Below are 23,312 nucleotides of genomic sequence, written 5' to 3' on the forward strand. Positions count from 1 at the left end.
TACCAACAGTTGCGGTCACTCGTTATTCAGGGCATCACAGGCGGCAAATACTTCAGCGTCGTTCCCAACGCCCACAGCAGAAACAACACCAGCGGCGTATGCACCAGCAACTGCACGAACGAAAACCCGATCAAATCCCGTGCCTTCAGCCCCAGCACACCCAGCAACGGCAACATATAAAACGGGTTGATCAAGTTCGGCAGCGCCTCGGCGGCGTTGTAGATCTGCACCGCCCAGCCCAGGTGGTATTGCAGATCATTGGCCACTTGCATCACATACGGCGCTTCGATGATCCACTTGCCGCCACCTGAGGGGATGAAGAAGCCCAGCACTGCTGAGTAAACGCCCATCAGCAGGGCGTAGGTGTCGTGGGAGGCGATGGAGGTGAAGAACGTCGAGATATGGTGCGCCAGAGTCTGGCCGTCGCCGCCCTTGACCACCGTCATCAGTGCGGCAATCGAGCCGTACAGCGGGAACTGGATCAGCACGCCGGTGGTGGTCGGCACCGCACGGGCCACGGCATCGAGGAAGCTGCGCGGGCGCCAGTGCAGCAGCGCGCCCACCATGATGAACAGGAAGTTATAGGTATTGAGCCCCGAGATGGCGCTGATCGCCGGCTTGGTCGAGAACTCATGGAACAGCCAGCCGGCCGCCAGCGACGCCAGCAGAATCGTCAGCAACGGGCTGTGTTCCAGCCATTCACCGGGGCGCGTCGGCGCCTGCGGCTTGGGCAGGTTGAAGGCCGGGTCAATGCCGCAGGCCTTGGCATCCCGGGCGCTGTTGGGGCCAGGCGCGGTGGCGTAGGCGATGATCAGCGACACTACGATCAGCGCCAGCAACAGCACGCCGGATTGCCACAAAAAAATAGTCTCGGTGAACGGGATCATGCCGGTGATCGACAGAATCGACGGCGGCAAGCTGGCCGGGTTGGCCTGCAACTGCGCGGCCGACGACGACAGCCCCAGCGCCCATACGGCCCCCAGGCCCAGGTACGCTGCAGCGCCAGCGGCACGGTAGTCCATGCGCAAATCCGTGCGCCGGGCCAATGCCCGCACCAGCAAACCGCCGAACACCAGGGACAGGCCCCAGTTAAGCAACGACGCCACCATGGAAATCAACGCCACCCAGGCCACAGCCGAACGGCCATTCTTGGGAATGCGCGCCAGGCGGTCGATCAACTTCACTGCCGGCGGTGAGCTGGCGACCACGTAACCGCCGATCACCACAAAGGCCATCTGCATGGTGAACGGGATCAGGCTCCAGAACCCATCGCCAAATGCCTTGGCCGCTTCGGCCGGTGCGGCGCCCATGCCCAGGGTCGCCACGGCGACGATGATCACGGCGAGGGCGGCAAACACCCAGGAGTCAGGAAACCAGCGCTCGGCGAAGTTGGAGCAACGCAGGGCAAATCGGGCATAGCGGCTGTCTTCGATAGCATCGGCCACGAGTCTTTCCTCTTGTAGTTATTATGGGGTTTGGCAGTTTTACGGCATGTTCCTCTACGGCCATTGATTTGGGAATGTTGTTATCTTCAACGATCAATGAGTAAAACAAATATATCCGTCACGATTGCCATCGATGGGCTCAGCTCATAACCTGCACGCCATTTTGTTTGCCTGCCGAGCCTGCACATGACTGCCACCTTTTCCCCACGGGCGCAGCGTTTTTCCCGCTCCGACTACAAAACCCTGGGCCTGGCTGCCCTCGGCGGCGCCCTGGAAATCTACGACTTCATTATCTTCGTGTTCTTTGCGCTGACCCTCAGCCAACTGTTCTTCCCGCCGGAAATGCCCGAGTGGCTGCGCCTGTTGCAAAGCTTCGGCATTTTCGTGACCGGCTACCTCGCCCGTCCACTGGGCGGCATCCTGATGGCGCACTTTGCCGACCACCTGGGGCGCAAGCGTGTCTTCAGCTTGAGCATCCTCATGATGGCCTTGCCCTGCCTGCTGATCGGCGTCATGCCGACCTACGCGCAAATCGGCTATTTCGCCCCGCTGATCCTGCTGGCGCTGCGCGTGCTGCAAGGCGCAGCAGTGGGCGGCGAAGTGCCCAGCGCCTGGACTTTCGTCGCCGAGCACGCACCGCGTCACCATCGTGGCTATGCCTTGGGGTTTTTGCAGGCCGGCCTGACCTTCGGTTACCTGCTGGGGGCGCTGACCGCCACTTTGCTAGCGCAGGTCTTCACCCCCGCCGAAATCCTCGATTACGCCTGGCGCTTCCCCTTCCTGCTGGGCGGCGTATTCGGTGTGATCGGCGTATGGCTGCGCCGCTGGCTCAGTGAAACCCCGGTGTTCCTGGAGATGCAGGCGCGTCGCCAGGCCGCCGCCGAAATGCCCTTGCGCACCGTGCTGCGCGACCATCGCGCCGTGCTGCTGCCGGCGATGATCCTTACCTGCGTGCTGACGTCTGCCGTGGTAGTGCTGGTGGTCATTACCCCGACCATGATGCAGAAAACCTTCGGCATGAGCCCCAGCCACACCTTCGCCCTCAGCGCCCTGGGCATCGTCTTCCTGAATATCGGCTGCGTGCTCGCCGGCCTGCTGGTGGACCGCATCGGCGCATGGCGCGCGGTATTGGTCTACAGCCTGTTGCTGCCGGTGGGCATTGCGCTGCTGTACGCCAGCCTGATCGCCGGCGGTGTGTGGCTCGGCGCGGCGTATGCCGTGGCGGGCCTGAGTTGCGGCGTGGTGGGCGCGGTGCCGTCGGTGATGGTCGGGCTGTTTCCGGCGCAGGTGCGGGTGTCGGGCATTTCCTTCACCTACAACATTGCCTATGCACTCTGGGCAAGTACTACACCGTTGTTATTGATCGCGCTGATGCCGACCAGCCCGTGGATCTGCGTGGGGTATTGCGTGGTGATGGGGGCGGTGGGGGTGGCGAGTGTGGCGTTGTTTGGCAAACGCCACAGCCTGGCCGCCTGAGGATCAGGTTAGGAAGTGCCAGAGCAACAAGGTCCCCACCAACCCGACCACCGAAACAATCGTCTGCAACACCGACCACACCCAGATCGTCTGTTTCAACTGCAAGCCAAAGTACTCACGCACCATCCAGAACCCGGCGTCGTTGACGTGGCAGAAGAACACCGAGCCGGCGCCGATGGCCAGGGCGACCAATGAGCTTTGCGTCGCCGCCAACCCGGCCATCATCGGCGCGAGGATGCCGGCGGTCGTGGTGGTGGCGACGGTGGCCGAGCCGGTGGCCTGGCGCAGGGCCACGGCGATCAGCCAGGCCAGCAGCAGGTAGGGCATGTGCGCGCCTTCGGCGACTTTGCTGATGGTCTGGCTGACGCCGGCGTCCAGCAGGGTTTGCTTGAGGCCGCCGCCGGCGCCGATAGTCAGCAGTAGTACGGCGATGGGCGCCAGGGCTTTGCGCAGGGTGTTGCCGACGTCGGCGCGTGGCATGCCCGCCGCCCAACCCAGGCAGACGACCGCGGCGATTACGGCCAGGCCGAGGGCGACCAGCGGTTCACCGAGGAATTTCAAGGTCAGGGCGAGGGTGCTTTCCGGCGCCAACGCGACTTTAGCCAAGGTGCTGCCGAGCATCAGGATTACCGGCAACAGAATGATCAGCAGCGACACACCGAAGCTCGGCTGGCGCGGGGCCTTGGGCGGTGCGCTGAACAAGGCGCCGATATCGGCCGGCTCATCCACGTGCAGGCGCTTGGACAGCCAGTTGCCATACAGCGGCCCGGCCAGGATCACTGCCGGCACCGCCAGGCAAAAGCCCAGCAACATGGTCAGGCCCAGGTCGGCGTGCAATGCGCCTACGGCAATCAGCGGCCCAGGGTGAGGTGGCATCAAGGCATGCAAGGTGGTCATGCCCGCCAGTGCAGGGATGGCGATCTTCAGCAACGGCTGGTTCGAACGCTTGGCCATCACAAAGATGATCGGCACCATCATCACCAGGCCCACTTCGAAGAACAGCGGCAGGCCGATCACCATGGCGACCAACGCCATCACCCAGGGCAATGACTTGCCTTTGCCCAGCCCGAGCAACGTGGTGGCAATACGGTCGGCCGCGCCGGATTCGGCCATCAGCGCGCCGAGCATCGCACCCAGGGCAATGATGATCCCGGCTTCCCCGAGAATCGTCCCGGCGCCTTTGCTGAAAGCCTTTGCCACTTCTTCCGGTGGCAGGCCGGCGCCGACCCCGGCGATAAAGGTGCCGATCAGAATCGACAGGAAGGGTGGCAGTTTGGTCGCGCTGATCAGCACAATGATGCTGGCGATCGCCAACAGCACGCAGAGCATGAGGCGGGTGTCGTGAACCATCCACGCGGCAGTCGATAACTCCAAGACGGAACTCCTTATCGAGCAGGTTGGCTAATATGTTTCTTTTTGTTTCGGCCCGAAAAGCATACCTGATACATCTTCCCCAACGCGTGCATGAACGATTTTGGTGCGCCCGAAGCTAACGACCCTCTGGCGCTCAGATGACAATTTTGCAAACCATGCCAGTGGATCTGGCCTATAGCTCTATGATCCGCCCCATCCCAACCCACGAGGACATTTCATGAGCGCAGGACACAGCCACGCCCAAGTACGCGCCGGCCACGAACGCAAGTTATGGATCGCGCTGGGGCTGACCGGCAGCTTCATGCTGGCCGAAGTCATCGGCGCTTTTATCACCGGCAGCCTGGCGCTGTTGTCGGACGCGGCGCACATGATGACCGACGCCCTGGCCCTGGCGATTTCCCTGGTGGCGATCCAAGTCGCCAAGCGCCCGGCAGATCGCAAGCGCACCTTCGGTTATGCGCGGTTCGAGATCCTGGCGGCCGCCTTCAATGCATTACTGCTGTTCGCCGTGGCGTTCTACATCTTGTACGAGGCTTACCAGCGGCTGCAGGCGCCCGCCGAAATCCAGTCCACCGGCATGCTGGTGATTGCGCTGCTGGGGCTGGTGGTCAACCTGATCTCCATGCGCCTGCTCAGCGCTGCCAGTGGCGAGAGCCTTAACGTCAAGGGCGCCTACCTGGAAGTCTGGAGCGACATGCTGGGCTCCGTCGGCGTGATCATTGCCGCGCTGGTGATCATGTTCACTGGCTGGGGTTGGGTTGACTCCGTGGTCGCGGCCGCCATCGGCTTTTGGGTATTGCCGCGCACCTGGACGTTGCTTAAGGCGAGCATGAACATCCTGCTGCAAGGTGTGCCGGAGGGTGTGGACATCGAGCGGGTGGAGCAGGCCATCCGCAGCGTGCCGGGGGTCAGGGACGTGCACGATCTGCATATCTGGGCCCTCACCAGTGGCAAGAACGTGCTGAGTACGCATCTGGTCGCGGATGCGTCCCAGGGCACTGAGCAACAGATCCTCAGCCGAGTGACGGAGTTACTGCACGAACAGTTCGATATTTCCCACGCCACGATCCAGGTCGACGGCGAGGGTTTTCAACATGACGATCACGACGAAGTGCATGCCTGAGCCTGGCTAACGGATTTGTAATCTTTCGCCCACGGCCCTGATAAGTACCGAAAGCTACATTGCCCCCGCTGGGAAACCTCAGCGACTTCATGGGCGTGGAACTCTCGTTATGGCAATTTTCGTTAGAACACTGTTGGGGGCGGCGGCACTGGTAGTGTGGATATCCGCAAACGCCGCCCAGGCACAACCCCTCACCCTCGATGCAGCCTTGCAAACCGCCTTCGCCAACAACCCGGACCTGGCGGCCGCACAATGGGAAATCGACATCGCCCAAGGCGGCCGGCAACAGGCCGGCCTGATCCCCAACCCGGTGGCCTCCTGGGACGCTGAAGACACCCGCCGCAACAGCCGCACCACCAGCATCAAACTCAGCCAGACCCTTGAACTGGGCGGCAAGCGCGGTGCACGCATCGAGGTGGCCACCCGCGCCCAGGATGCCGCCGCGCTGACCCTGGAGCAGCGTCGCAACCAGTTGCGCGCCGAGGTCATCGACAGCTACTACGGCGCCCTGCGCGCCCAGGAACGCCTTGACCTGGCGCAACGCTCCATGACGCTTGCCGAGCGCGGCCTGGTGGTCGCCAATGGGCGCGTCACCGCTGGCAAGTCGTCGCCGGTGGAAGCCACTCGCGCCCAGGTGCAGGTGTCGCAAATCCGTCTGGAATTGAACCGCGCACAGATTGGCCTCACTGACGCCTACCGTCGCCTCGCCACCAGCACCGGCAGCGCCGCCACCGACTTCCAGGCCGTCGCCACGCCAAGCACCTCGGTACCGGCGTTACCCGCCGCCGCGCCATTGTTGGCACGCCTTGAGCAGACCGCCGAATTGCGCCTGGCCGAACTCAGCATTGTGCAGAACGAAGCCAGCGTGGGTCTGGAAAAAGCCCAGCGCATTCCGGACCTGGACGTGTCGATCGGCAGCCAATACGACGCCAGTGTGCGCGAACGGGTGAACCTGGTGGGCGTGTCGATGCCGATCCCGCTGTTCAACCGCAACCAGGGCAACATCCTCGCGGCCACCCGACGCGCCGACCAGGCCCGCGACCTGCGAAACGCCGCCGAACTGCGCCTGCGCACCGAAACCCGCCAGGCCCTGGACCTGTGGCAAACCGCGAACACCGAAGTGCGCGCGTTCAACCAGCAGATCCTGCCCGCCGCACAAAGTGCGGTAGACAGCGCCACCCGTGGCTTCGAGATGGGCAAGTTCAACTTCCTCGACGTGCTCGACGCCCAGCGCACCTTGATCGCGGCCCGTACCCAATACCTTGCTGCCACCGCCCAGGCCACCGAGGCCTGGGTACGCATCGAACGCATTTACGGCGACCTCGCCCGCTTCTGATTTTTCCTGGAGTCTCCTGATGAACAAAAAACATGGCATGGCGCTCGCCGTCGCCTTGGGCCTGATGCTTTCCGGCTTCGCCCACGCCGAGGAAGAAGAAGGCAAGCTCGAACTCACCGAGCAGCAGATTCAAGCTGCCGGCATCCAGTTGGCCCAGGCGCAACCGCGTGCCATCAGCACCGTGCTGACGCTGCCGGGCGAGGTGCGTTTTGATGAAGACCGTACCTCCCACATCGTGCCCCGCGCAGCGGGCGTGGTAGAGGCGGTGAAGGTCAACCTGGGCCAGTCGGTGAAGAAGGGCGAACTGTTGGCGGTGATCGCCAGCCAGCAAATTTCCGACCAGCGCAGCGAATTGGCCGCCAGTGAGCGCCGGGTCGAACTGGCGCGTACCACCTTCCAGCGCGAGCGTCAGTTGTGGCAGGACAAAATCTCTGCCGAACAGGATTACCTGCTGGCGCGGCAGACCCTGCAAGAAGCCGAAATCGCCCTGAACAATGCGCGGCAAAAAATGACTGCGCTCAGCGGCAGCGCGGTACTGGCCGGCGGCAATCGTTATGAACTGCGTGCGCCCTTCGCCGGTGTGGTGGTGGAAAAACACCTGGGGGTGGGCGAGGTGGTCAGTGAAACCAGCAATGCCTTTACCCTCTCGGATCTGTCCCAGGTGTGGGTCACCTTCGGCGTATTTCCCAAGGACTTGAACAAGGTTCGCGTGGGCAAACCGGTGAAAGTCAGCTCGACGGAAATGGGCACCGAAGTGCTGGGCACCGTGGCCTATGTGGGCAACTTGCTCGGTGAGCAGACGCGCACCGCTACCGTGCGCGTGACGGTCCCCAATCCTGACGACGCCTGGCGCCCGGGCTTGTTTGTGGCCGTGCAAGTGGCCACCGATACCTACCAGGCCAAGGTCGCCGTGCCGCAAACCGCTATCCAGACCGTCGAGGACAAACCCTCGGTGTTTGTGCGCACCGCGGACGGCTTTATCACCCGTCATCTTGAACTGGGCGTCAGTGAAAACGGCTACGTCGAAGTGCGTAAAGGCCTGGAGGCCGGCGCGCAGGTGGCGACGGCTGGCAGCTTCATCCTCAAGTCCGAACTGGGCAAAGGCTCGGCCGAACACGCCCATTGATCCTGCGAGTGATTCCCCATGTTTGAGCGCCTTATCCAATTCGCCATCGAGCAGCGCATCATCGTGTTGCTGGCGGTGCTGTTGATGGCCTGTGTCGGCATCGCCAGCTATCAGAAACTGCCCATCGACGCAGTGCCTGACATCACCAACGTACAGGTGCAGATCAACTCGGCGGCGGCCGGTTTTTCGCCGCTGGAAACCGAGCAGCGCGTCACCTTTCCCATCGAAACCGCCATGGCCGGCCTACCGGGCCTGCAGCAGACGCGATCGCTGTCGCGTTCCGGTTTGTCCCAGGTCACGGTGATTTTCAAGGACGGCACCGACCTGTTCTTCGCCCGCCAATTGGTCAACGAACGCCTGCAAGTGGCCCGTGAGCAATTGCCTGACGGCATCGAAACCGCGATGGGGCCGATTTCCACTGGCCTTGGGGAAATTTTCCTGTGGACCGTCGAAGCCGAGGACGGTGTGCGCAAAGAGGACGGTACGCCTTACACCCCCACCGACCTGCGGGTGATCCAGGACTGGATCATCAAACCGCAACTGCGCAACGTGCCAGGCGTGGCCGAGATCAATACCATCGGCGGCTTCGCCAAGGAATATCAGATTGCGCCAGACCCCAAGCGCCTGGCCGCTTACAACCTGACCCTCAACGATCTGGTCACGGCGCTGGAGCGCAACAACGCCAACGTCGGCGCCGGCTATATCGAGCGCAGCGGCGAACAGTTGTTGATCCGCGCGCCGGGCCAGGTGGCGTCTATCGACGACATCGCCAACATTGTCATCACCACCTCGGACGGCACACCGATCCGCGTGCGCAATGTGGCCCAGGTCGACATTGGTCGTGAGCTGCGTACCGGCGCCGCCACCGAAAATGGCCGTGAGGTGGTGCTGGGCACGGTGTTCATGTTGATCGGCGAGAACAGCCGCAGCGTGTCCCAGGCGGTGGCGAAAAAGCTTGAGGAGATCAACCGCTCGCTGCCCGAAGGCGTGGTGGCGGTCACTGTTTACGACCGCACCAACCTGGTGGAAAAAGCCATCGCCACGGTGAAGAAAAACCTCTTCGAAGGTGCGTTGCTGGTGGTGGCGGTGTTGTTTCTGTTCCTGGGTAATATCCGTGCAGCGCTGATCACTGCGATGGTGATTCCGCTGGCGATGCTGTTCACCTTCACCGGCATGTTCACCAACAAAGTCAGCGCCAACCTGATGAGCCTGGGCGCGCTGGACTTCGGCATTATCGTTGACGGTGCGGTGGTGATCGTCGAGAACGCCATCCGCCGTCTGGCCCACGCACAGCAGCGCCACGGCCGGTTGCTGACCCGCAGTGAACGCCTGCACGAAGTGTTCGCCGCGGCCAAGGAGGCACGACGCGCGCTGATCTTCGGGCAGTTGATCATCATGGTGGTGTACCTGCCGATCTTCGCTCTCACGGGCGTGGCCGGGAAGATGTTCCACCCCATGGCATTCACCGTGGTGATTGCCTTGCTCGGCGCGATGATTCTGTCGGTGACCTTCGTACCGGCGGCGATTGCGTTGTTCGTCACCGGCAAGGTCAAGGAAGAAGAAAACTTCGTCATGCGCAGTGCGCGTCGGGTGTATGGCCCGGTGCTCAACTGGGTGATGGTGCGTCGGCCCCTGGTGTTCGGCCTGGCCGCACTGACCATCGTCGTGTCGGGGTTGGTCGCCAGCCGCATGGGCAGTGAATTTATCCCCAGCCTCAGCGAAGGTGACTTTGCCCAACAGGCGCTGCGTGTGCCTGGCACCAGCCTGACCCAATCAGTGCAGATGCAGCAGCAACTGGAAAAAACCTTACTGGCCCAAGTGCCGGAAATCGAGCGGGTGTTTGCGCGCACCGGTACGGCGGAAATCGCCTCCGACCCGATGCCGCCGAATATTTCCGACAGCTACGTGATGCTCAAACCCAAGGACCAATGGCCGAACCCGAAGAAGTCCCGCGAGGCAATCATCGCCGATATCCAACGGGCCAGCGCGATTGTGCCGGGCAGCGTGTATGAGCTCTCGCAGCCGATCCAGTTGCGCTTCAACGAGCTGATTTCCGGAGTGCGCAGCGATGTGGCGGTGAAGGTGTTCGGCGATGATATGGCGGTGCTCAACCAGACTGCCGGGGAAATCGCCGAGACCTTGCAGAAGCTCAACGGCGCCTCGGAAGTGAAGGTGGAACAGACCTCCGGCCTGCCGGTGCTGACCATCAATATCGACCGCGACAAGGCCGCTCGCTTCGGCCTGAATGTGGGTGATGTGCAGGACACCATCGCCGTCGCTGTCGGTGGGCGCCAGGCCGGTACGCTGTACGAGGGTGATCGGCGTTTTGACATGGTGGTGCGCTTGTCCGACACGTTGCGCACCGATATCGACGGCTTGTCACGGCTGTTGATCCCGGTGCCGGCGCTGGCGAGTAGTACCTCGGGGCAGTTGGGCTTTATCGCCTTGTCCCAGGTTGCCAGCCTCGACCTGGTGCTGGGCCCCAACCAGATCAGCCGCGAGAACGGCAAGCGCCTGGTGATCGTCAGCGCCAACGTGCGCGGGCGCGATATCGGCTCGTTTGTCGAGGAGGCCGAAGCCGCCATCACTACCCAGGTGAAAGTCCCTGCCGGTTACTGGACCACCTGGGGCGGCCAGTTCGAACAGTTGAAGGAGGCGTCCGAACGCTTGCGCATCGTGGTGCCGGTAGCGTTGCTGTTGGTGTTCGGGTTGCTGTTCATGATGTTCAACAACCTCAAGGACGGCCTGCTGGTGTTTACCGGCATCCCCTTCGCGCTTACCGGCGGGATCATGGCCTTGTGGCTGCGCGATATTCCGCTGTCGATTTCAGCGGGTGTGGGCTTTATCGCCTTGTCGGGCGTGGCGGTGCTTAATGGCCTGGTGATGATCGCGTTCATCCGAAACCTGCGCGAGGAAGGCCGCTCGTTATCGGTGGCGATCCACGAAGGCGCGTTGACCCGCTTGCGCCCGGTACTGATGACCGCGCTGGTGGCGTCCCTCGGGTTTATCCCCATGGCACTCGCCACCGGCACCGGCGCCGAAGTGCAGCGTCCATTGGCGACGGTGGTGATTGGCGGGATTATTTCTTCGACTTTGCTGACCTTGCTGGTGCTGCCGGCGTTGTACCAATGGGCTCATCGCCGCGATGAAGAGACCGCCTGACAACCGCGAAAACGCCGCAATGTGCGGGCTTACCCTCTGTCGGAGCGAGCTTGCTCGCGAAAAACCCACAGGCGCCGCGTTTATTCAGGAAACACGCGTTATCGTTGACGTTTTTCGCGAGCAAGCTCGCTCCTACATTGGGCCTAGGCTGGCTTTGAAGGAAACACCAGGCTGAACCGCGTAAAACGCCCAAGCTGGCTGGTGACATGCGCATGGCCCTGATGCAAATGCATGATCGACTTCACAATGGCCAACCCCAACCCGGTGCCGCCCTCGGCGCGGGTACGACTGCTATCGGCGCGGTAGAAACGTTCGAACAGGTGCGGCAGGTGGTGCGCTTCAATGCCTCGCCCCGGGTTGCCCACCGACAGCGATACGCTCTGCTCGTAGGTCTCCACCAACAGCAACACGGTAGAGGCCTCGGGTGTGTGGCGAATGGCATTGGAGAGCAAGTTGGAAATCGCCCGCTGGATCATCAGTCGGTCGCCGGTCACCCAGGCATCGCCGCGCAGGCTCAGGGTGACGCCTTTATCTTCGGCGCTCAGGGCAAACAACTCCATTACCCGCTGGGCTTCCTGGGCCAGGGACACCTCGGTGAATGAGGCCCGCGCCGCCGGATGGCTGACCTGCGCCAGAAACAGCATGTCGCTGACAATTCGCGCCAGGCGTTCGAGTTCTTCGGTGTTGGATTCCAGCACCGCCTTGTATTCCTGCGGCGGGCGCTGGCGCGACAGGGTCAACTGGGCCTTGCCCATCAGGTTGGTCAAGGGGGCGCGCAGTTCGTGGGCCAGGTCATCGGAGAATTGCGAGAGTTGCTGCACACCGGCATCCAGGCGGTCGAGCATCACGTTGATGCCGTGGGCGAGTTCACCCAGTTCGTGGGGCAGGTTGTCCACAGACAAGCGATGGGTGAGGTCCTGGGTGGTGACTTTCGCCGCCACCTGGCTGAACTGCTTCAACGGCGCCAGGCCCCGTTGCACCAGCCACCAGGCGCCCATGCCAATCAGTATCAGCAGTAGCGGCAGCGCAATCAGCGTGGCGCGCAGGTAGGCACTGAGCAATGCCTGGTCGTCCATGCGGTCCAGGGACAGCAGCACCCGCACACGTTCACCGTTGGCCAGGCGCATCAAGCTGGAGGCACTGAGTACCTGGTTGCCGTAGCTGTCGACCCAATTGAGGTAGCCCAGGGTTTCCCGTGGCTTGAAGTCGGTGAGCAGTGGTTCCTGGGGCTTGCTGCCGACGTTCAGCAGCACGCTGTTATCGGGCGCGGTGCCGACGATGGTCAGGTGGAAATTGTCGTGGCCGATCACCAGGTCCATCAGCGAGTGCGGGCGGGCGCGGATGGCATGGGCGTCCAGGCCCAGGGCCAGGCTGTGCTGGATCTGTTCCATCTTGCTTTCCAGGTTTTTTCGCGCGAGTTTTTCCAGCTCATGGGTGAGGGCCAAGTAGGCCAGGGTCGCCAGCAGCAACACCAGGCCCGCGCCCATCAGGCTGACCGTCAGGCCCAGGCGCATCGACAGGCTGCCGGTCTTCATGGGCGCGCTTCCAGCACGTAGCCTACGCCGCGAATAGTGTGGATCAGCTTGACCTCGCTCTGGTCATCCACCTTGGCGCGCAGGCGGCTGATGGAGACTTCGACCACGTTGGTGTCGCAGTCGAAATTCATGTCCCAGACCAAGGAAATAATCTGTGTGCGGGTCAGCACTTCGCCGGCCTGGCGCATGAGCACTTGCAACAGCGCGAACTCCTTGGTGGTCAGGTCGATGCGCCGGGTGCCGCGATAAGCGCGGTGGCGGCGCGGGTCCAGTTCCAGGTCCGAGACGCGGAACACTTCCGGCTGTGGAATGTGTTCGCTGCGACGCATCAGGGTGCGCACGCGGGCCAGCAGTTCGGGAAACTCGAACGGCTTGACCAGATAATCGTCGGCGCCCATGTCCAGGCCCTTGATCTTGTCAGCCAGCCGGCCACGGGCGGTGAGCATCATCACGCGCTGGGTGCCGTTGCGGCGCAATTCTTCCAGTACTTGCCAGCCATCCTTGCCCGGCAGGTTCACGTCCAGAATCACCAGTTCATAGGCGTGTTGCCCGGCCAGGTGCAGGCCGTCGATACCATTGGCGGCGCAGTCGACCACGTAGCCACTTTCGTTCAGGCCCTGTTGCAGGTAGTCGGCGGTTTTCTGCTCGTCTTCAACCACAAGAATACGCATGGGGGTTACCTCTTGAATTAGGGGAGAGAAGGCGCCCATGTCCCTATGGCGGCGGGTTCGGAAGTGGGAAAAGTCTGAAGGCTAAAGTAGCTTTAGGGTCAACTGCGACCGTCGGTCGCATGTGTCGCAGGCAAAAAAAACGCCCCAAGCGGGGCGTTAAAAATTCATCTCTTTCCAAAGGAGCTACACAAAAGCTTCAGAGATGAATGTGCTCGGGTGAATAAGTTGAAGCGAGTATAGAAAGTTCCACTTAACGAGAAGCTGAGGCCAATATTACAATTTTGATAACTGGCTATTTGTGAACAGATGTTAGTTAATCGCGAGCGAATGTAAGGGCTACAGCACGACCAATGGGTATTCGGCAATCAGACGAACTTCTTCCAGGTCTGATTCAAACGCACTGGAGCGCACGGTGGCCTGGCGCAAGCGCAGGGACAAATCCTTCAAACGCCCACTTTGCACCACGTATTTGGCCTCGATATCCCGTTCCCAGCGGCGTTGATCGGTCAAGGGGTTACCCGCTGCATCGCGGCGCATATACACGGCATTGGCGTTGCTATAGTCGGCGCCGGTGCCTTTGCCGTAGCGGGTCATGAACGACAGGCCGGGAATGCCGAACGCTTGCATGTCCAGGTCGTAGCGCACCATCCATGAGCGCTCCTTGGGCGCGTTGAAGTCGCTGTACTGGATCGAGTTATTGAGGAAGATCGAGTCTGATTGGCGCAGGTAGTCGAAGTCATCGTCGCCGTTGTTACGCTGGTGCGACACGGCCACGCTGTGGGCACCGACCTTGACCCCGAGCCTGGCGCTCCAGATGTTGTTGTCGAACTCGCCGAGCCGTTTCTGGCCTTCGTCCACGGCCTTGTAGTAGTTGAAGTCACCGAACAATGACACGTCGTCGGTCAATGCGTAATTGGCATTGCTGCCGAAGTAGTACTGATCCCAGGCGTCCTTCAAGCGGCTGCTGTACAGGCTAAAGCCCAGATGGCTGTTGAGCTGGTAGTCACCGCCGAAGTAGGCGATCCAGGGCGAGTCGACCTTGCCTGCATAGAAGGTGGCAAAGCCTTTGTTCATGCCGCTTTCACTGGGCTGGCTCATGCCGCTCAGGCGCCCGCCTTGCAGGCTCAAGCCTTCCAGACTGGTGTTTTGCAGGGTGACGCCGCGAAAGCTCTCGGGCAACAGGCGAGAGTCGCCGTAGGCCACCACCGGCGTAAGTGGGAACACGTCGCCGGCCTTGATCACGGTGTCCAGCACGCGCAGTTTCGCCGCGCCGCCGATTTTGCTGTAGCTGTTTTCCGGCTGGTTGTCGCTGTTCACCGGCAGCACGCCGAACGAGCCTTTGCCGCCGCTGCGGCCGCTGCCCGAGTCAAGTGTGAGGCCGTACATGGCGAATGCGTCCAGGCCAAAACCCACGGTGCCCTGGGTAAAACCGGATTCGAATTTGCCGATGAAACCCTGGGCCCAGGCTTCGGAGTAACCATTGCCAGTGGGGCTGGACTGGCCTTTGCGGTCATCGCGGTTGAAGTAGAAGTTGCGTGCCAGCACGTTGATGCGGCTGCCCTCTATAAAACCCTCGGGCTTGTCCTCCACTGCCATGGCGGCCATGGGCAGTGCAGCCATCAGTGAAAAGGGAAGGGTGTAATGACGAATGCTCATGATGCGCTCCTCGGTGATGGCAGTTATCGGCTTCTTATAGAGGCGGGCGTTTTTATTGATCTGGCCCTGGCTGATAGTTGCAAATGGCGGATAACAACTGCATGGCTTGCACATTACAATTCTGGAAACTAACGACCATCTAACAAATAAGTAATGTTCTGGTGAACCTGCCGTCAGGGTGGGTTGGTTAATCTCGACACTGAACTTTTCAGTCGAGGAAATCGCGATGAACTTTTATAAAGCAGGTTTGGCTGTATTAACGGCTGTGTTGTCATTTGGCGCACTGGCCGAAGGGGGTGGGGACCGCACCTTTGCCCTGATGATGGAGCGCAATGAGAAAGCCATGGCCGCGTACGCCATCAAAAAAGGCAAGCCGGTGCCTGAGGTCCAGGCGTACCGCTATGGCATGGACCTGGACATTGCCAAGGTCGTCAACGTGACGCCGCCGATCCGCTCGTGCAACGCCGTACCGTCGCGCATGACCTACGAAGACTCCAGCGGCAAGCTCAATACCCTGGAATATCAGGTCATGGGCGTATGCCGTAACAATGGCGGTTGAAAATATAGTTCGGCCCAGGGCTCAAGCGCTCTTCAGAAAACCCCGGCAGCGCCGATGCAAGTGAGTACACCTACCTCACTTGCCTAACGGTGCCCCATGTTCAATACCCGCCTGAAGCAGGAGCTGACCGCTCTGCGCGAAGAATTGTCGAGCTTGCTCCAGGTGAAAGAGAGCCTGGAAAGCGAAATGCTCTGCCTGACACTGGACCCTGAAGGCCGTGTGGAGTGGGCCAATGCCAACTTCCTGCAGGAACTGGCTTATTCGCTGGGCGAGATTGTCGGGCGTGCTATCGAAGACCTGGTGCCGGCACATGTGCGCCAGGACGAGTTCCAACTGCGCTTCAAGCACGCGCTGGCCCGCGGCGAACACTTTGCCGGCGCCGTACGCCTGATGCGCGGCAATGGCAAGGAAGCCTGGTTGCGCTCAATCGTGCAGCCGGTGCGCAGTTCGGAGGGGCGCATCAAGCAGTTTTCGATTTTTTCCAGCGACCTTACCCGCACCATCGAGAGCTCGCGTGAACATGAAAACCTGATCACTGCACTGATGCGTTCCACCGCGTTGATCGAGTTCGACCTGGAGGGGCATGTACTCACCGCCAATGACCGCTTCCTCGGCGCCATGGGATACAGCCTGGCGCAGATCGAAGGCAAGCATCACCGTATGTTCTGTGAGCCACAGGAATACAACAGTGCCGAATACCAACAGTTCTGGAAGCGCCTGAACGCCGGTGAGTTCGTCGCCGCGCGCTTCAAACGTGTGGACAGCCACGGCCGCCTGGTGTGGTTGGAGGCCACCTACAACCCGGTGCTGGACGCCAATGAGCGGCTGTACAAAGTGGTCAAGTTCGCCACGGTCATTACTGACCAGGTCAACCGCGAGCAGGCAGTGGCCGAGGCCGCCAATATTGCCTACAGCACCTCTTTGCAAACCGACGACAGCGCCCAGCGCGGCACCACCGTGGTCACCCAGGCCGTGGACGTTATGCGCGACCTGGCCCAGCACATGCAACAGGCCGGTGAAGGCATCGAGGCGTTGAATGCCCAGTCCCAAGTGATCGGCAGCATCGTCAAGACCATCAGCGGCATTGCCGAGCAAACCAACCTGCTGGCGCTCAACGCCGCCATCGAAGCGGCGCGTGCCGGTGAGCAGGGGCGTGGCTTTGCGGTGGTGGCCGATGAAGTACGGCAATTGGCGTCACGTACCAGCAAAGCCACCGAGGAAATTGTTGGTGTGGTGCGCCAGAACCAGGACATGGCCCGCGACGCGGTGGCCTTGATGGCCGACGGTCGTGCGCAAGCCGAGCAGGGCCTGGCCCTGGCGGCGGAGGCGGGTACCGTGATCGTCGAGATTCAGGACGGTGCGCAAAAAGTAGTGAGTGCGGTCGGGCAGTTTGCCAATCAGCTGTCGAGCTGACCTGTCGGGCTTGTGCTTGAGGTATCGTAGGTCTTTTCTCGCTTGCAGAGCTGATCGACCATGAGCCCTACGTTCCGTCGCCCCGTCCCATTGTCCAAGGCTTACCGTTTGCTCAACCACGGGCCGACCGTGTTGGTGAGTGCAGCCCACAACGGCCAGCGCAATATCATGGCCGCTGCCTGGGCCATGCCGTTGGATTTCGAACCACCGAAAGTCGCGGTGGTGCTCGACAAGGCCACCTGGACCCGCCAGCTACTTGAAGGCGCCGGCACCTTCGTACTGCAAGTGCCTTGTGCCGCACAAGCTGATCTGGTGCAAACGGTGGGCAATACCCGCGGTGCTGAAACCGACAAATTCGCAGCCTACGGCCTGCACACTTTCAGCGGTGAGCACACCGAGGCGCCGATGCTGGAAGGCTGCGTGGCTTGGCTGGAATGCCGCCTGCTGCCCGAGCCGCATAATCAGCAGGCCTATGACCTGTTTCTGGGCGAAGTGGTGGCGGCCTATGCTGATGAGCGGGTATTCAGCGAGGGCCGCTGGCATTTTGAAGGGCATGATGAACTGCGCACGTTGCACCATGTGGCGGGCGGGAATTTCCTGGCCATTGGCCAACCGATTGTCGGGCGCCAGCTCTGACAGAGGCGCAAAGCCACGAAGATCAACTGTGGGAGCTGGCTTGCCTGCGATGGCATCACCTCGGTGTATCTGATGTACCGAGGTGATGCCATCGCAGGCAAGCCAGCTCCCACAGTTTGAACGTATTCCAACCCAGTACTCAGCGTCCGAGCATTTTCACCCAACGCGATGGCGGCATGCCGTAGGTGCTGCGAAATTGGCGGGTCATGTGGCTTTGGTCGGTGAAGCCTGCGGTCATCGCCGCATCCACCAACGATTGGCCCTGGGCCAACAAGTGGCGCACCAGGTCCAGTCGGCGCATGGTCAGGTAGCGGTAGGGGCTGGTGCCGAATAACAAACGAAAATCCCGCGATAACGCCCACCGGTCGCGGCCGGCGTGGTCGGCAATTTCATCCAGGGTGATGCTGCGGCCCAGGGCGCTGTGGATGAATTCACGGGCGCGTTCGGCCGCGATGTAGTCGAAGGATTTACGGCGGATGATGGCCCCGGACGCAGCGCTCAGCGCGTGGGCCAGGTCGAACAGGGCATCTTGCTCTTGCATCGGGTCAATCGGGCAATCCAGGCTTTGCAGCAACACTTCGCTGGCGCGGTGCAGCCGTGGGTCGGTGGACAAGCCGCCGGGGATAAACGGCAACGGCTGCCCACCGAGGATCTGCTGGATCAGCGCCGGCTCCACATAGATCATCCGGTACTTGAAGCCTTCATCGCTGCCGGCACGGCCGTCATGGGTTTCATCGGGGTGGATCACCATGGTGGTGCCGGGCAGGCTGTGGGTTGTGCCGCCGCGATAATGAAAACTCTGTACGCCGAACAACGTGCGCCCTATGGCGTACGTGTCATGGCGATGAGGGTCGAAGGCGAAGCCGGCAAAGTACGCCTCGATACGGTCAAGGCCACTGGCGTGGGGCGCGCGGTGCAGCCAGTCGAGGGAGTGGATGGGGTTGCCCATGGTGACTTGTCACAAAAGGAAGTGGAAACACGTTAACTGAGTCTGCACCGATTGTCTGCTGGGGTCTTGTACGATTGTGCAGGTGTGGGGCAATGCACATCGGGTAGCGAATCGCTAACCACCCATGGTAAGAAGCCTTACTTTCAACAGTGAGGCCGGGTCATGAGCAAGGTGCGGGTAGGGATTATTTTTGGTGGCCGTTCGGCTGAGCATGAGGTCTCGCTGCAATCGGCGCGCAACATTGTCGATGCCCTTGATCGCTCACGCTTCGAGCCGGTTTTGATCGGTATCGACAAGGCCGGTCACTGGCACCTCAATGACACCTCGAACTTTCTGCTCAACCAGGAAAACCCGGCACTCATCGCCCTCAACCAGTCCAACCGTGAATTGGCCGTGGTGCCCGGCAAGGCCAGCCAGCAAGTGGTGGAAACCTCCGGGCAGGGCATGCTGGAACACATCGACGTGATCTTCCCGATTGTTCACGGCACCCTCGGTGAAGACGGTTGCCTGCAAGGCTTGCTGCGTATGGCGGACTTGCCCTTCGTCGGTTCCGACGTGCTCGGCTCGGCGGTGTGCATGGACAAAGACATCAGCAAGCGCTTGCTGCGCGACGCGGGTATTGCGGTCACGCCGTTCATCACCCTTACGCGAGCTAATGCGGCGCGCACCTCATTTGAAACGGCCGCTGGCAAGCTCGGTGTGCCGATGTTCGTCAAGCCCGCCAACCAGGGTTCGTCGGTGGGGGTAAGCAAAGTCGGCAGCGAAGCCGAATACCGCGCTGCCGTTGAACTGGCGTTGGGGTTTGATGAGAAGGTGCTGGTGGAGTCCGCCGTCCAGGGCCGTGAGATCGAATGCGCCGTGCTGGGCAATGACGAGCCCATCGCCAGTGGTTGTGGCGAGATCGTGGTGAGCAGTGGTTTCTATTCCTACGACAGCAAATACATCGATGGCCAGGCCGCCCAGGTGGTGGTGCCGGCGGCGATCAGTCATGACGCCAGCGAGCGGATCCGCAGCCTGGCCATTGAGGCGTTTGAAGTGTTGGGCTGCGCCGGGTTGGCGCGGGTGGATGTGTTCCTGACGCAGGACGGCGAAGTGCTGATCAACGAGATCAACTCACTGCCCGGTTTTACCCGCATCAGCATGTACCCCAAGCTGTGGCAGGCGGCAGGCATGAGCTACAGCGAGCTGGTGAGCCGGTTGATCGAGCTGGCGCTGGAGCGGCATGCGGGGCGCAAGGGCTTGAAGATCAACCGCCAGTGATTGGCCCGAAGCAGTAACGCGATCAGGCGTTACTGAGTACTTCGCGAAAAACGTCCGGCCTTATGGCCGCAATATGCAGTAGCGAACGTGCTGCTCCGGAAGGTGCGCGACGCCCTTGCTCCCATTCTTGAAGGGTTCTTACTGACACGCCCAGAAGCTCGGCAAATTTGGGTTGTGAGAGCCCTGTCTTGCTTCTTGCTTCGGCAGCCTGAGTGACCTCAACGTGCTGCACGGCACCGTAACGTCCCGCTTTGACATCCTGAATGGCTGTGAGTAGTTCTTCGCCTATATTGCGTTTGGCGTCACGTTCCTTCAGTTCTTTATCAGTGAGTGGCATGGTTCATTTCCTTTGCGATTTTGTACAGGATATGTGCCGGAATATTCTCCGTGGCGCTCTTGCCATAAATCAGTAGCGCGACGACTGCTCCGCACTCCAGTTGTGTGGTGTAGATGACCCGCACTGATCCACTTTTACCCCGGCCCTCCATGCTCCAGCGTATCTTTCGGCAACCTCCCGAGCGCGGAATGACATTTCCAGCATCAGGATGGCTGGCGAGAAACGCCATGAAGATACCTTTTTCATCTTCAGTCCAATAGTCAGGCCATTGCCTGCTGAAGAGAGGGGATTCTATGAGAGTGAACACGCGAAATTCTACGTCCTTGACGTAGCCTCTGGCAAGAAAGAGCGGGCCAGAAAATCGCAGGTGAGATGGGGCTGCTCAAGAAGGTTTTTATCGCAAAAGATGACATGGCACTTTGAGTTTTGGCGCTCCGCGTAGGATTTAAGGCGTAAGGTTGCAGGTCTTTTTTTATAAGCCTGTACGGATAGATCAACACCTTAATCACCCAACGCCTCACCTTCACGCCGAGGGTCAGCGCCACCACTGAGCGTCACCTTGCCCTGGGCATCCCGTGTGCGCACGATGGCCTGCACGCCGCTGGTCATCTCGATCTCGCTCAGGGCGTGGCCCTTGTCCTTGAGCACCTGTTTCAGCGCCGGGCTGAACAGCCCAGCTTCCAACTCGGTAGCACCATTGCGACTGCCGAAGTTAGGCATGCTGATGGCCGCCTGCGGGTCGAGCTTCCAGTCGAGCATGGCCACCAGGGATTTACTCACGTACTCGATGATCTGCGAGCCGCCGGGGGAGCCGACGGTAGCCAGCAGTTCGCCTGTCTTGCGGTCGAACACCAGGGTCGGCGCCATGGCCGAGCGTGGGCGTTTACCCGGTTGTACGCGGTTGGCCACAGGCTGGCCGTTTTCTGCGGGGATGAACGAGAAGTCGGTCATCTGGTTGTTGAGCAAAAAGCCCTGGACCATCACGTGAGAGCCGAATGCCGCTTCAACCGTGGTGGTCATCGACACGGCGCCGCCCTGGTCGTCCACCGCCACTACCTGTGAGGTGGAGATGCGCAGCGGCGAGCGGTCTGGTGCGTACGCCACCTGAATACCGGCGGGTTGGCCGGGCTTGGCGATGCCCATGCTGCGCTCGCCGATCAGCGTGGCGCGTTGTGCCAGGTAACCTGGCGCGACGAGGCCGGCGACCGGGACGGGGGTGAAGTCTGCATCGGCCACGTACAGCGCGCGGTCGGCAAAGGCCAGGCGCCCGGCTTCGGCGAGCAGGTGCACGGCCTCGGGTGTCGGCTCAAGCCCGGCCGGCGAAACACTCTTGACCGGTGTCATGGGGGCGATGGCCAGGCGTGGGTCGCGGGTTTCCAGCGCCTGCAATGTCCCCAGGATCTGCGCCACGGCAATCCCGCCCGAGGACGGCGGTGGCATGCCGCAGACCTTCCATTGTTTGTAGTCGGTGCACAGCGGTGCGCGCTGCTTGGCGGTGTAGCCCTTGAGGTCGGCCTGGGACAGGCTGCCGGCATTGCGATGGCCCTGTACCTTGCGTGCGATTTCATCGGCAATCGGGCCTTGGTATAGCGCATCCGGCCCTTCCTTGGCGATGCGCTTGAACACCGCGGCCAGTGCCGGGTTTTTCAATCGTGTACCGGTGGCTTTTGGCGAGCCGTCGGCATTCAGGAAGTACGCCGCCATGTCGGGTGATTGCGCGATAAAGCGGTCAGCGGCGATCAAGCTGTGCAAGCGTGGGGAAATGGCAAAGCCTTGCTCTGACAGACGAATTGCCGGCTCGAACAGCTTGGCCCATTGCAGGTGGCCGCTCTTTTTGTGCGCCATCTCCAGGGCGCGCAATACCCCAGGCGTGCCCACCGAGCGGCCGCCAATCTGCGCGTCTGTGAACGCCATCGGCGTACCGTCGGCCTTCAGGAACAGACGCTCTGTCGCCCCGGCCGGTGCTGTTTCGCGGCCGTCATAAGCCTGCACCTGTTGTCCATCCCACAGCATGATGAATGCACCGCCGCCGATGCCGGACGACTGCGGTTCCACCAGAGTCAATACCGCTTGCATGGCAATCGCCGCATCAATGGCTGAGCCGCCTTGACGCAGCATTTCACGCCCGGCTTCAGCGGCCAATGGGTTGGCGGCGGCGGCCATATGGCGCTCGGCGTGGCGGGTGCTCAGGTCGGTGCGATAGCCCGAACCCAGCTCTGGCGCCGGAGGCTGTTCGTTGACGGGCGTGTGGCAGGCTGCGAGGGCCAGGGTTGCGGCGATGACTGTCAGGCTGCGGCGGGAAATCAAAAACACGCGCTGAACTCCGTTCATGTTGAGAAGGTGCTGTGGTCCTTGGGCTACTGCGTTTTTTACAGGTAAATCGTGCCTTGCATGTACAGCACGGCCTTGCCGGAAATAATCACCCGGTCACCCTGGAGTTCACAGCGCAACTGGCCCTTACGCTGGCCGCCTTGTTCGGCGCTCAATTGCGGCTTGCCCAGGCGCTCGGCCCAGAACGGTGCCAGCGAGGTGTGCGCCGAGCCGGTAACCGGGTCTTCATTGACGCCCACATTCGGGCCGAACCAGCGCGAGACAAAATCAAACCGCGTGCTCTTGGCGGTCACCGCAATACCGCGTTTAGGCAGGCCTTTGAGTCGCGCAAAGTCCGGTGCGAGGGTCGCTACCTGCGCTTCATCTTCCACCAGCACAATATAGTCGTCGGTGCCAAACACCTCGGCGGTTTCAAGCCCCAGGGCACTCAACATGCCGTGGGGCGGCTCGCAGCGTTCGGGTTTCTTTGCCGGAAAATCCATCGCCAGCTCATCGCCGTTGCGCGTTACCCGCAACTCGCCGCTACGGGTGGCAAAGCGCAGAACCTGCGGGGCGTCCGCCAATTTGTGGATCAATACCCACGCGGCTGCCAACGTGGCATGGCCGCACAGGTCCACCTCAACTTCCGGCGTGAGCCAGCGCAACTCATAGAACTCGCCACGGGGTACAAAGAACGCGGTTTCCGAAAGATTATTCTCGGCCGCGATCTGCTGCAGTTGCTCGTCGGGCAGCCACTCGGTGAGCGGGCACACTGCTGCCGGGTTGCCGCCGAAGGGATGGTGGCTGAAAGCGTCGACTTGGTAGATGTCCAGTTGCATCGGGGGCACTCCGTGTTCAGGGGAGGCTGGACACTAACAGTGGGGTAGGGGGGCGTCAAAATACAGTTAGGGAGTTTTTTGCGCGCATAAAAAAACGGCCTACCT

18 protein-coding genes and 2 pseudogenes are annotated in these 23,312 nt (G+C 61.3%); 10 read left to right on the plus strand and 10 right to left on the minus strand.

Translation table 11 applies throughout. The annotated features are described in order from the left end of the window. Positions 1-26 precede the first annotated feature (26 nt). On the minus strand, positions 27-1,445 hold the full coding sequence (locus ACP7CZ_RS10380) for a short-chain fatty acid transporter (RefSeq protein ID WP_034128121.1): 1,419 nt from the start codon (positions 1,443-1,445) through the stop codon (positions 27-29). Positions 1,446-1,631: 186 nt separating this feature from the next. On the opposite strand from ACP7CZ_RS10380, the gene ACP7CZ_RS10385 reads away from it, so the two are divergent. Then, positions 1,632-2,921 (plus strand): MFS transporter, encoded by a 1,290-nt coding sequence (locus ACP7CZ_RS10385; protein ID WP_054897172.1) that lies wholly within the window; start codon positions 1,632-1,634, stop codon positions 2,919-2,921. A 3-nt stretch (positions 2,922-2,924) separates the two neighbouring features. Here the strand turns inward: ACP7CZ_RS10385 and ACP7CZ_RS10390 are convergent, their stop codons facing one another. Then, positions 2,925-4,295 (minus strand): gluconate:H+ symporter, encoded by a 1,371-nt coding sequence (locus ACP7CZ_RS10390; RefSeq protein ID WP_060764118.1) that lies wholly within the window; start codon positions 4,293-4,295, stop codon positions 2,925-2,927. 217 nt (positions 4,296-4,512) lie between these two features. Between ACP7CZ_RS10390 and ACP7CZ_RS10395 the strand changes: the two genes are divergently transcribed. From ACP7CZ_RS10395 to ACP7CZ_RS10410, 4 genes are all read left to right on the plus strand, one after another. After that, complete coding sequence (locus ACP7CZ_RS10395) at positions 4,513-5,418, plus strand: cation diffusion facilitator family transporter (RefSeq protein ID WP_294152318.1); 906 nt, start codon at positions 4,513-4,515, stop codon at positions 5,416-5,418. Positions 5,419-5,527: 109 nt separating this feature from the next. Then, entirely contained in the window at positions 5,528-6,754 is a 1,227-nt protein-coding gene (locus ACP7CZ_RS10400) for a TolC family protein (RefSeq protein ID WP_054897169.1), read from the plus strand. A gap of 19 nt (positions 6,755-6,773) precedes the next feature. Then, the gene (locus tag ACP7CZ_RS10405; protein ID WP_096144137.1) at positions 6,774-7,880 is read left to right on the plus strand and encodes an efflux RND transporter periplasmic adaptor subunit; all 1,107 of its coding nucleotides are present in this window, start codon (positions 6,774-6,776) and stop codon (positions 7,878-7,880) included. Between the two features lie 18 nt (positions 7,881-7,898). Continuing rightward, positions 7,899-11,042 carry a CusA/CzcA family heavy metal efflux RND transporter gene (locus ACP7CZ_RS10410; protein ID WP_054897167.1) on the plus strand — a complete coding sequence of 1,048 codons (3,144 nt, stop codon included), beginning with the start codon at positions 7,899-7,901 and terminating at the stop codon, positions 11,040-11,042. A 143-nt stretch (positions 11,043-11,185) separates the two neighbouring features. On the opposite strand, the gene ACP7CZ_RS10415 is transcribed toward ACP7CZ_RS10410, so the two are convergent. The 3 genes from ACP7CZ_RS10415 to ACP7CZ_RS10425 form a co-directional block, all read right to left on the minus strand. Then, positions 11,186-12,577, minus strand: a complete 1,392-nt coding sequence (locus ACP7CZ_RS10415; protein ID WP_054897166.1) for a heavy metal sensor histidine kinase — start codon at positions 12,575-12,577, stop codon at positions 11,186-11,188. After that, a complete protein-coding gene (locus ACP7CZ_RS10420; RefSeq protein ID WP_032893695.1) occupies positions 12,574-13,248 on the minus strand; it encodes a heavy metal response regulator transcription factor in 675 nt (224 codons plus the stop codon). The genes ACP7CZ_RS10415 and ACP7CZ_RS10420 overlap by 4 nt, the downstream gene beginning before the upstream one ends. A gap of 336 nt (positions 13,249-13,584) precedes the next feature. Further along, a complete protein-coding gene (locus tag ACP7CZ_RS10425; RefSeq protein WP_054921782.1) occupies positions 13,585-14,904 on the minus strand; it encodes an OprD family porin in 1,320 nt (439 codons plus the stop codon). A gap of 226 nt (positions 14,905-15,130) precedes the next feature. Between ACP7CZ_RS10425 and ACP7CZ_RS10430 the strand changes: the two genes are divergently transcribed. From ACP7CZ_RS10430 to ACP7CZ_RS10445, 4 genes and pseudogenes are all read left to right on the plus strand, one after another. Beyond that, on the plus strand, positions 15,131-15,463 hold the full coding sequence (locus ACP7CZ_RS10430; protein ID WP_014716799.1) for a DUF2790 domain-containing protein: 333 nt from the start codon (positions 15,131-15,133) through the stop codon (positions 15,461-15,463). 186 nt (positions 15,464-15,649) lie between these two features. Then, positions 15,650-16,336 (plus strand): annotated as a pseudogene (locus tag ACP7CZ_RS10435) (PAS domain-containing protein); the annotation flags it as partial. Between the two features lie 108 nt (positions 16,337-16,444). Further along, a pseudogene (locus ACP7CZ_RS10440) lies at positions 16,445-16,876 on the plus strand (methyl-accepting chemotaxis protein); the annotation flags it as partial. 60 nt (positions 16,877-16,936) lie between these two features. Beyond that, the gene (locus ACP7CZ_RS10445) at positions 16,937-17,512 is read left to right on the plus strand and encodes a flavin reductase family protein (protein WP_034128112.1); all 576 of its coding nucleotides are present in this window, start codon (positions 16,937-16,939) and stop codon (positions 17,510-17,512) included. A 139-nt stretch (positions 17,513-17,651) separates the two neighbouring features. Here ACP7CZ_RS10445 and ACP7CZ_RS10450 read toward each other — a convergent pair whose 3' ends face one another. Continuing rightward, the gene (locus tag ACP7CZ_RS10450; protein WP_034128111.1) at positions 17,652-18,461 is read right to left on the minus strand and encodes an AraC family transcriptional regulator; all 810 of its coding nucleotides are present in this window, start codon (positions 18,459-18,461) and stop codon (positions 17,652-17,654) included. Between the two features lie 162 nt (positions 18,462-18,623). Between ACP7CZ_RS10450 and ddlA the strand changes: the two genes are divergently transcribed. Next, positions 18,624-19,721: a D-alanine--D-alanine ligase gene (gene ddlA / locus ACP7CZ_RS10455; RefSeq protein WP_073845001.1), complete on the plus strand. Its 1,098-nt coding sequence runs from the start codon at positions 18,624-18,626 to the stop codon at positions 19,719-19,721. 22 nt (positions 19,722-19,743) lie between these two features. Here ddlA and ACP7CZ_RS10460 read toward each other — a convergent pair whose 3' ends face one another. From ACP7CZ_RS10460 to ACP7CZ_RS10475, 4 genes are all read right to left on the minus strand, one after another. Next, positions 19,744-20,058: a helix-turn-helix domain-containing protein gene (locus ACP7CZ_RS10460; RefSeq protein WP_019817027.1), complete on the minus strand. Its 315-nt coding sequence runs from the start codon at positions 20,056-20,058 to the stop codon at positions 19,744-19,746. Further along, positions 20,045-20,365, minus strand: coding sequence for a hypothetical protein (locus ACP7CZ_RS10465; protein WP_019817026.1), 321 nt, complete (start codon positions 20,363-20,365; stop codon positions 20,045-20,047). Before ACP7CZ_RS10465 ends, ACP7CZ_RS10460 begins: the two co-directional genes overlap by 14 nt. 194 nt (positions 20,366-20,559) lie before the next feature. Continuing rightward, positions 20,560-22,389: a gamma-glutamyltransferase gene (ggt, locus tag ACP7CZ_RS10470; protein ID WP_294152297.1), complete on the minus strand. Its 1,830-nt coding sequence runs from the start codon at positions 22,387-22,389 to the stop codon at positions 20,560-20,562. Between the two features lie 38 nt (positions 22,390-22,427). Continuing rightward, entirely contained in the window at positions 22,428-23,207 is a 780-nt protein-coding gene (locus tag ACP7CZ_RS10475; RefSeq protein ID WP_034128107.1) for a PhzF family phenazine biosynthesis protein, read from the minus strand. Positions 23,208-23,312 lie beyond the last annotated feature (105 nt).

Source organism: Pseudomonas sp. DWP2-2 (genome assembly GCF_049897065.1).
In the GTDB taxonomy this organism is placed as follows: domain Bacteria; phylum Pseudomonadota; class Gammaproteobacteria; order Pseudomonadales; family Pseudomonadaceae; genus Aquipseudomonas; species Aquipseudomonas paracarnis.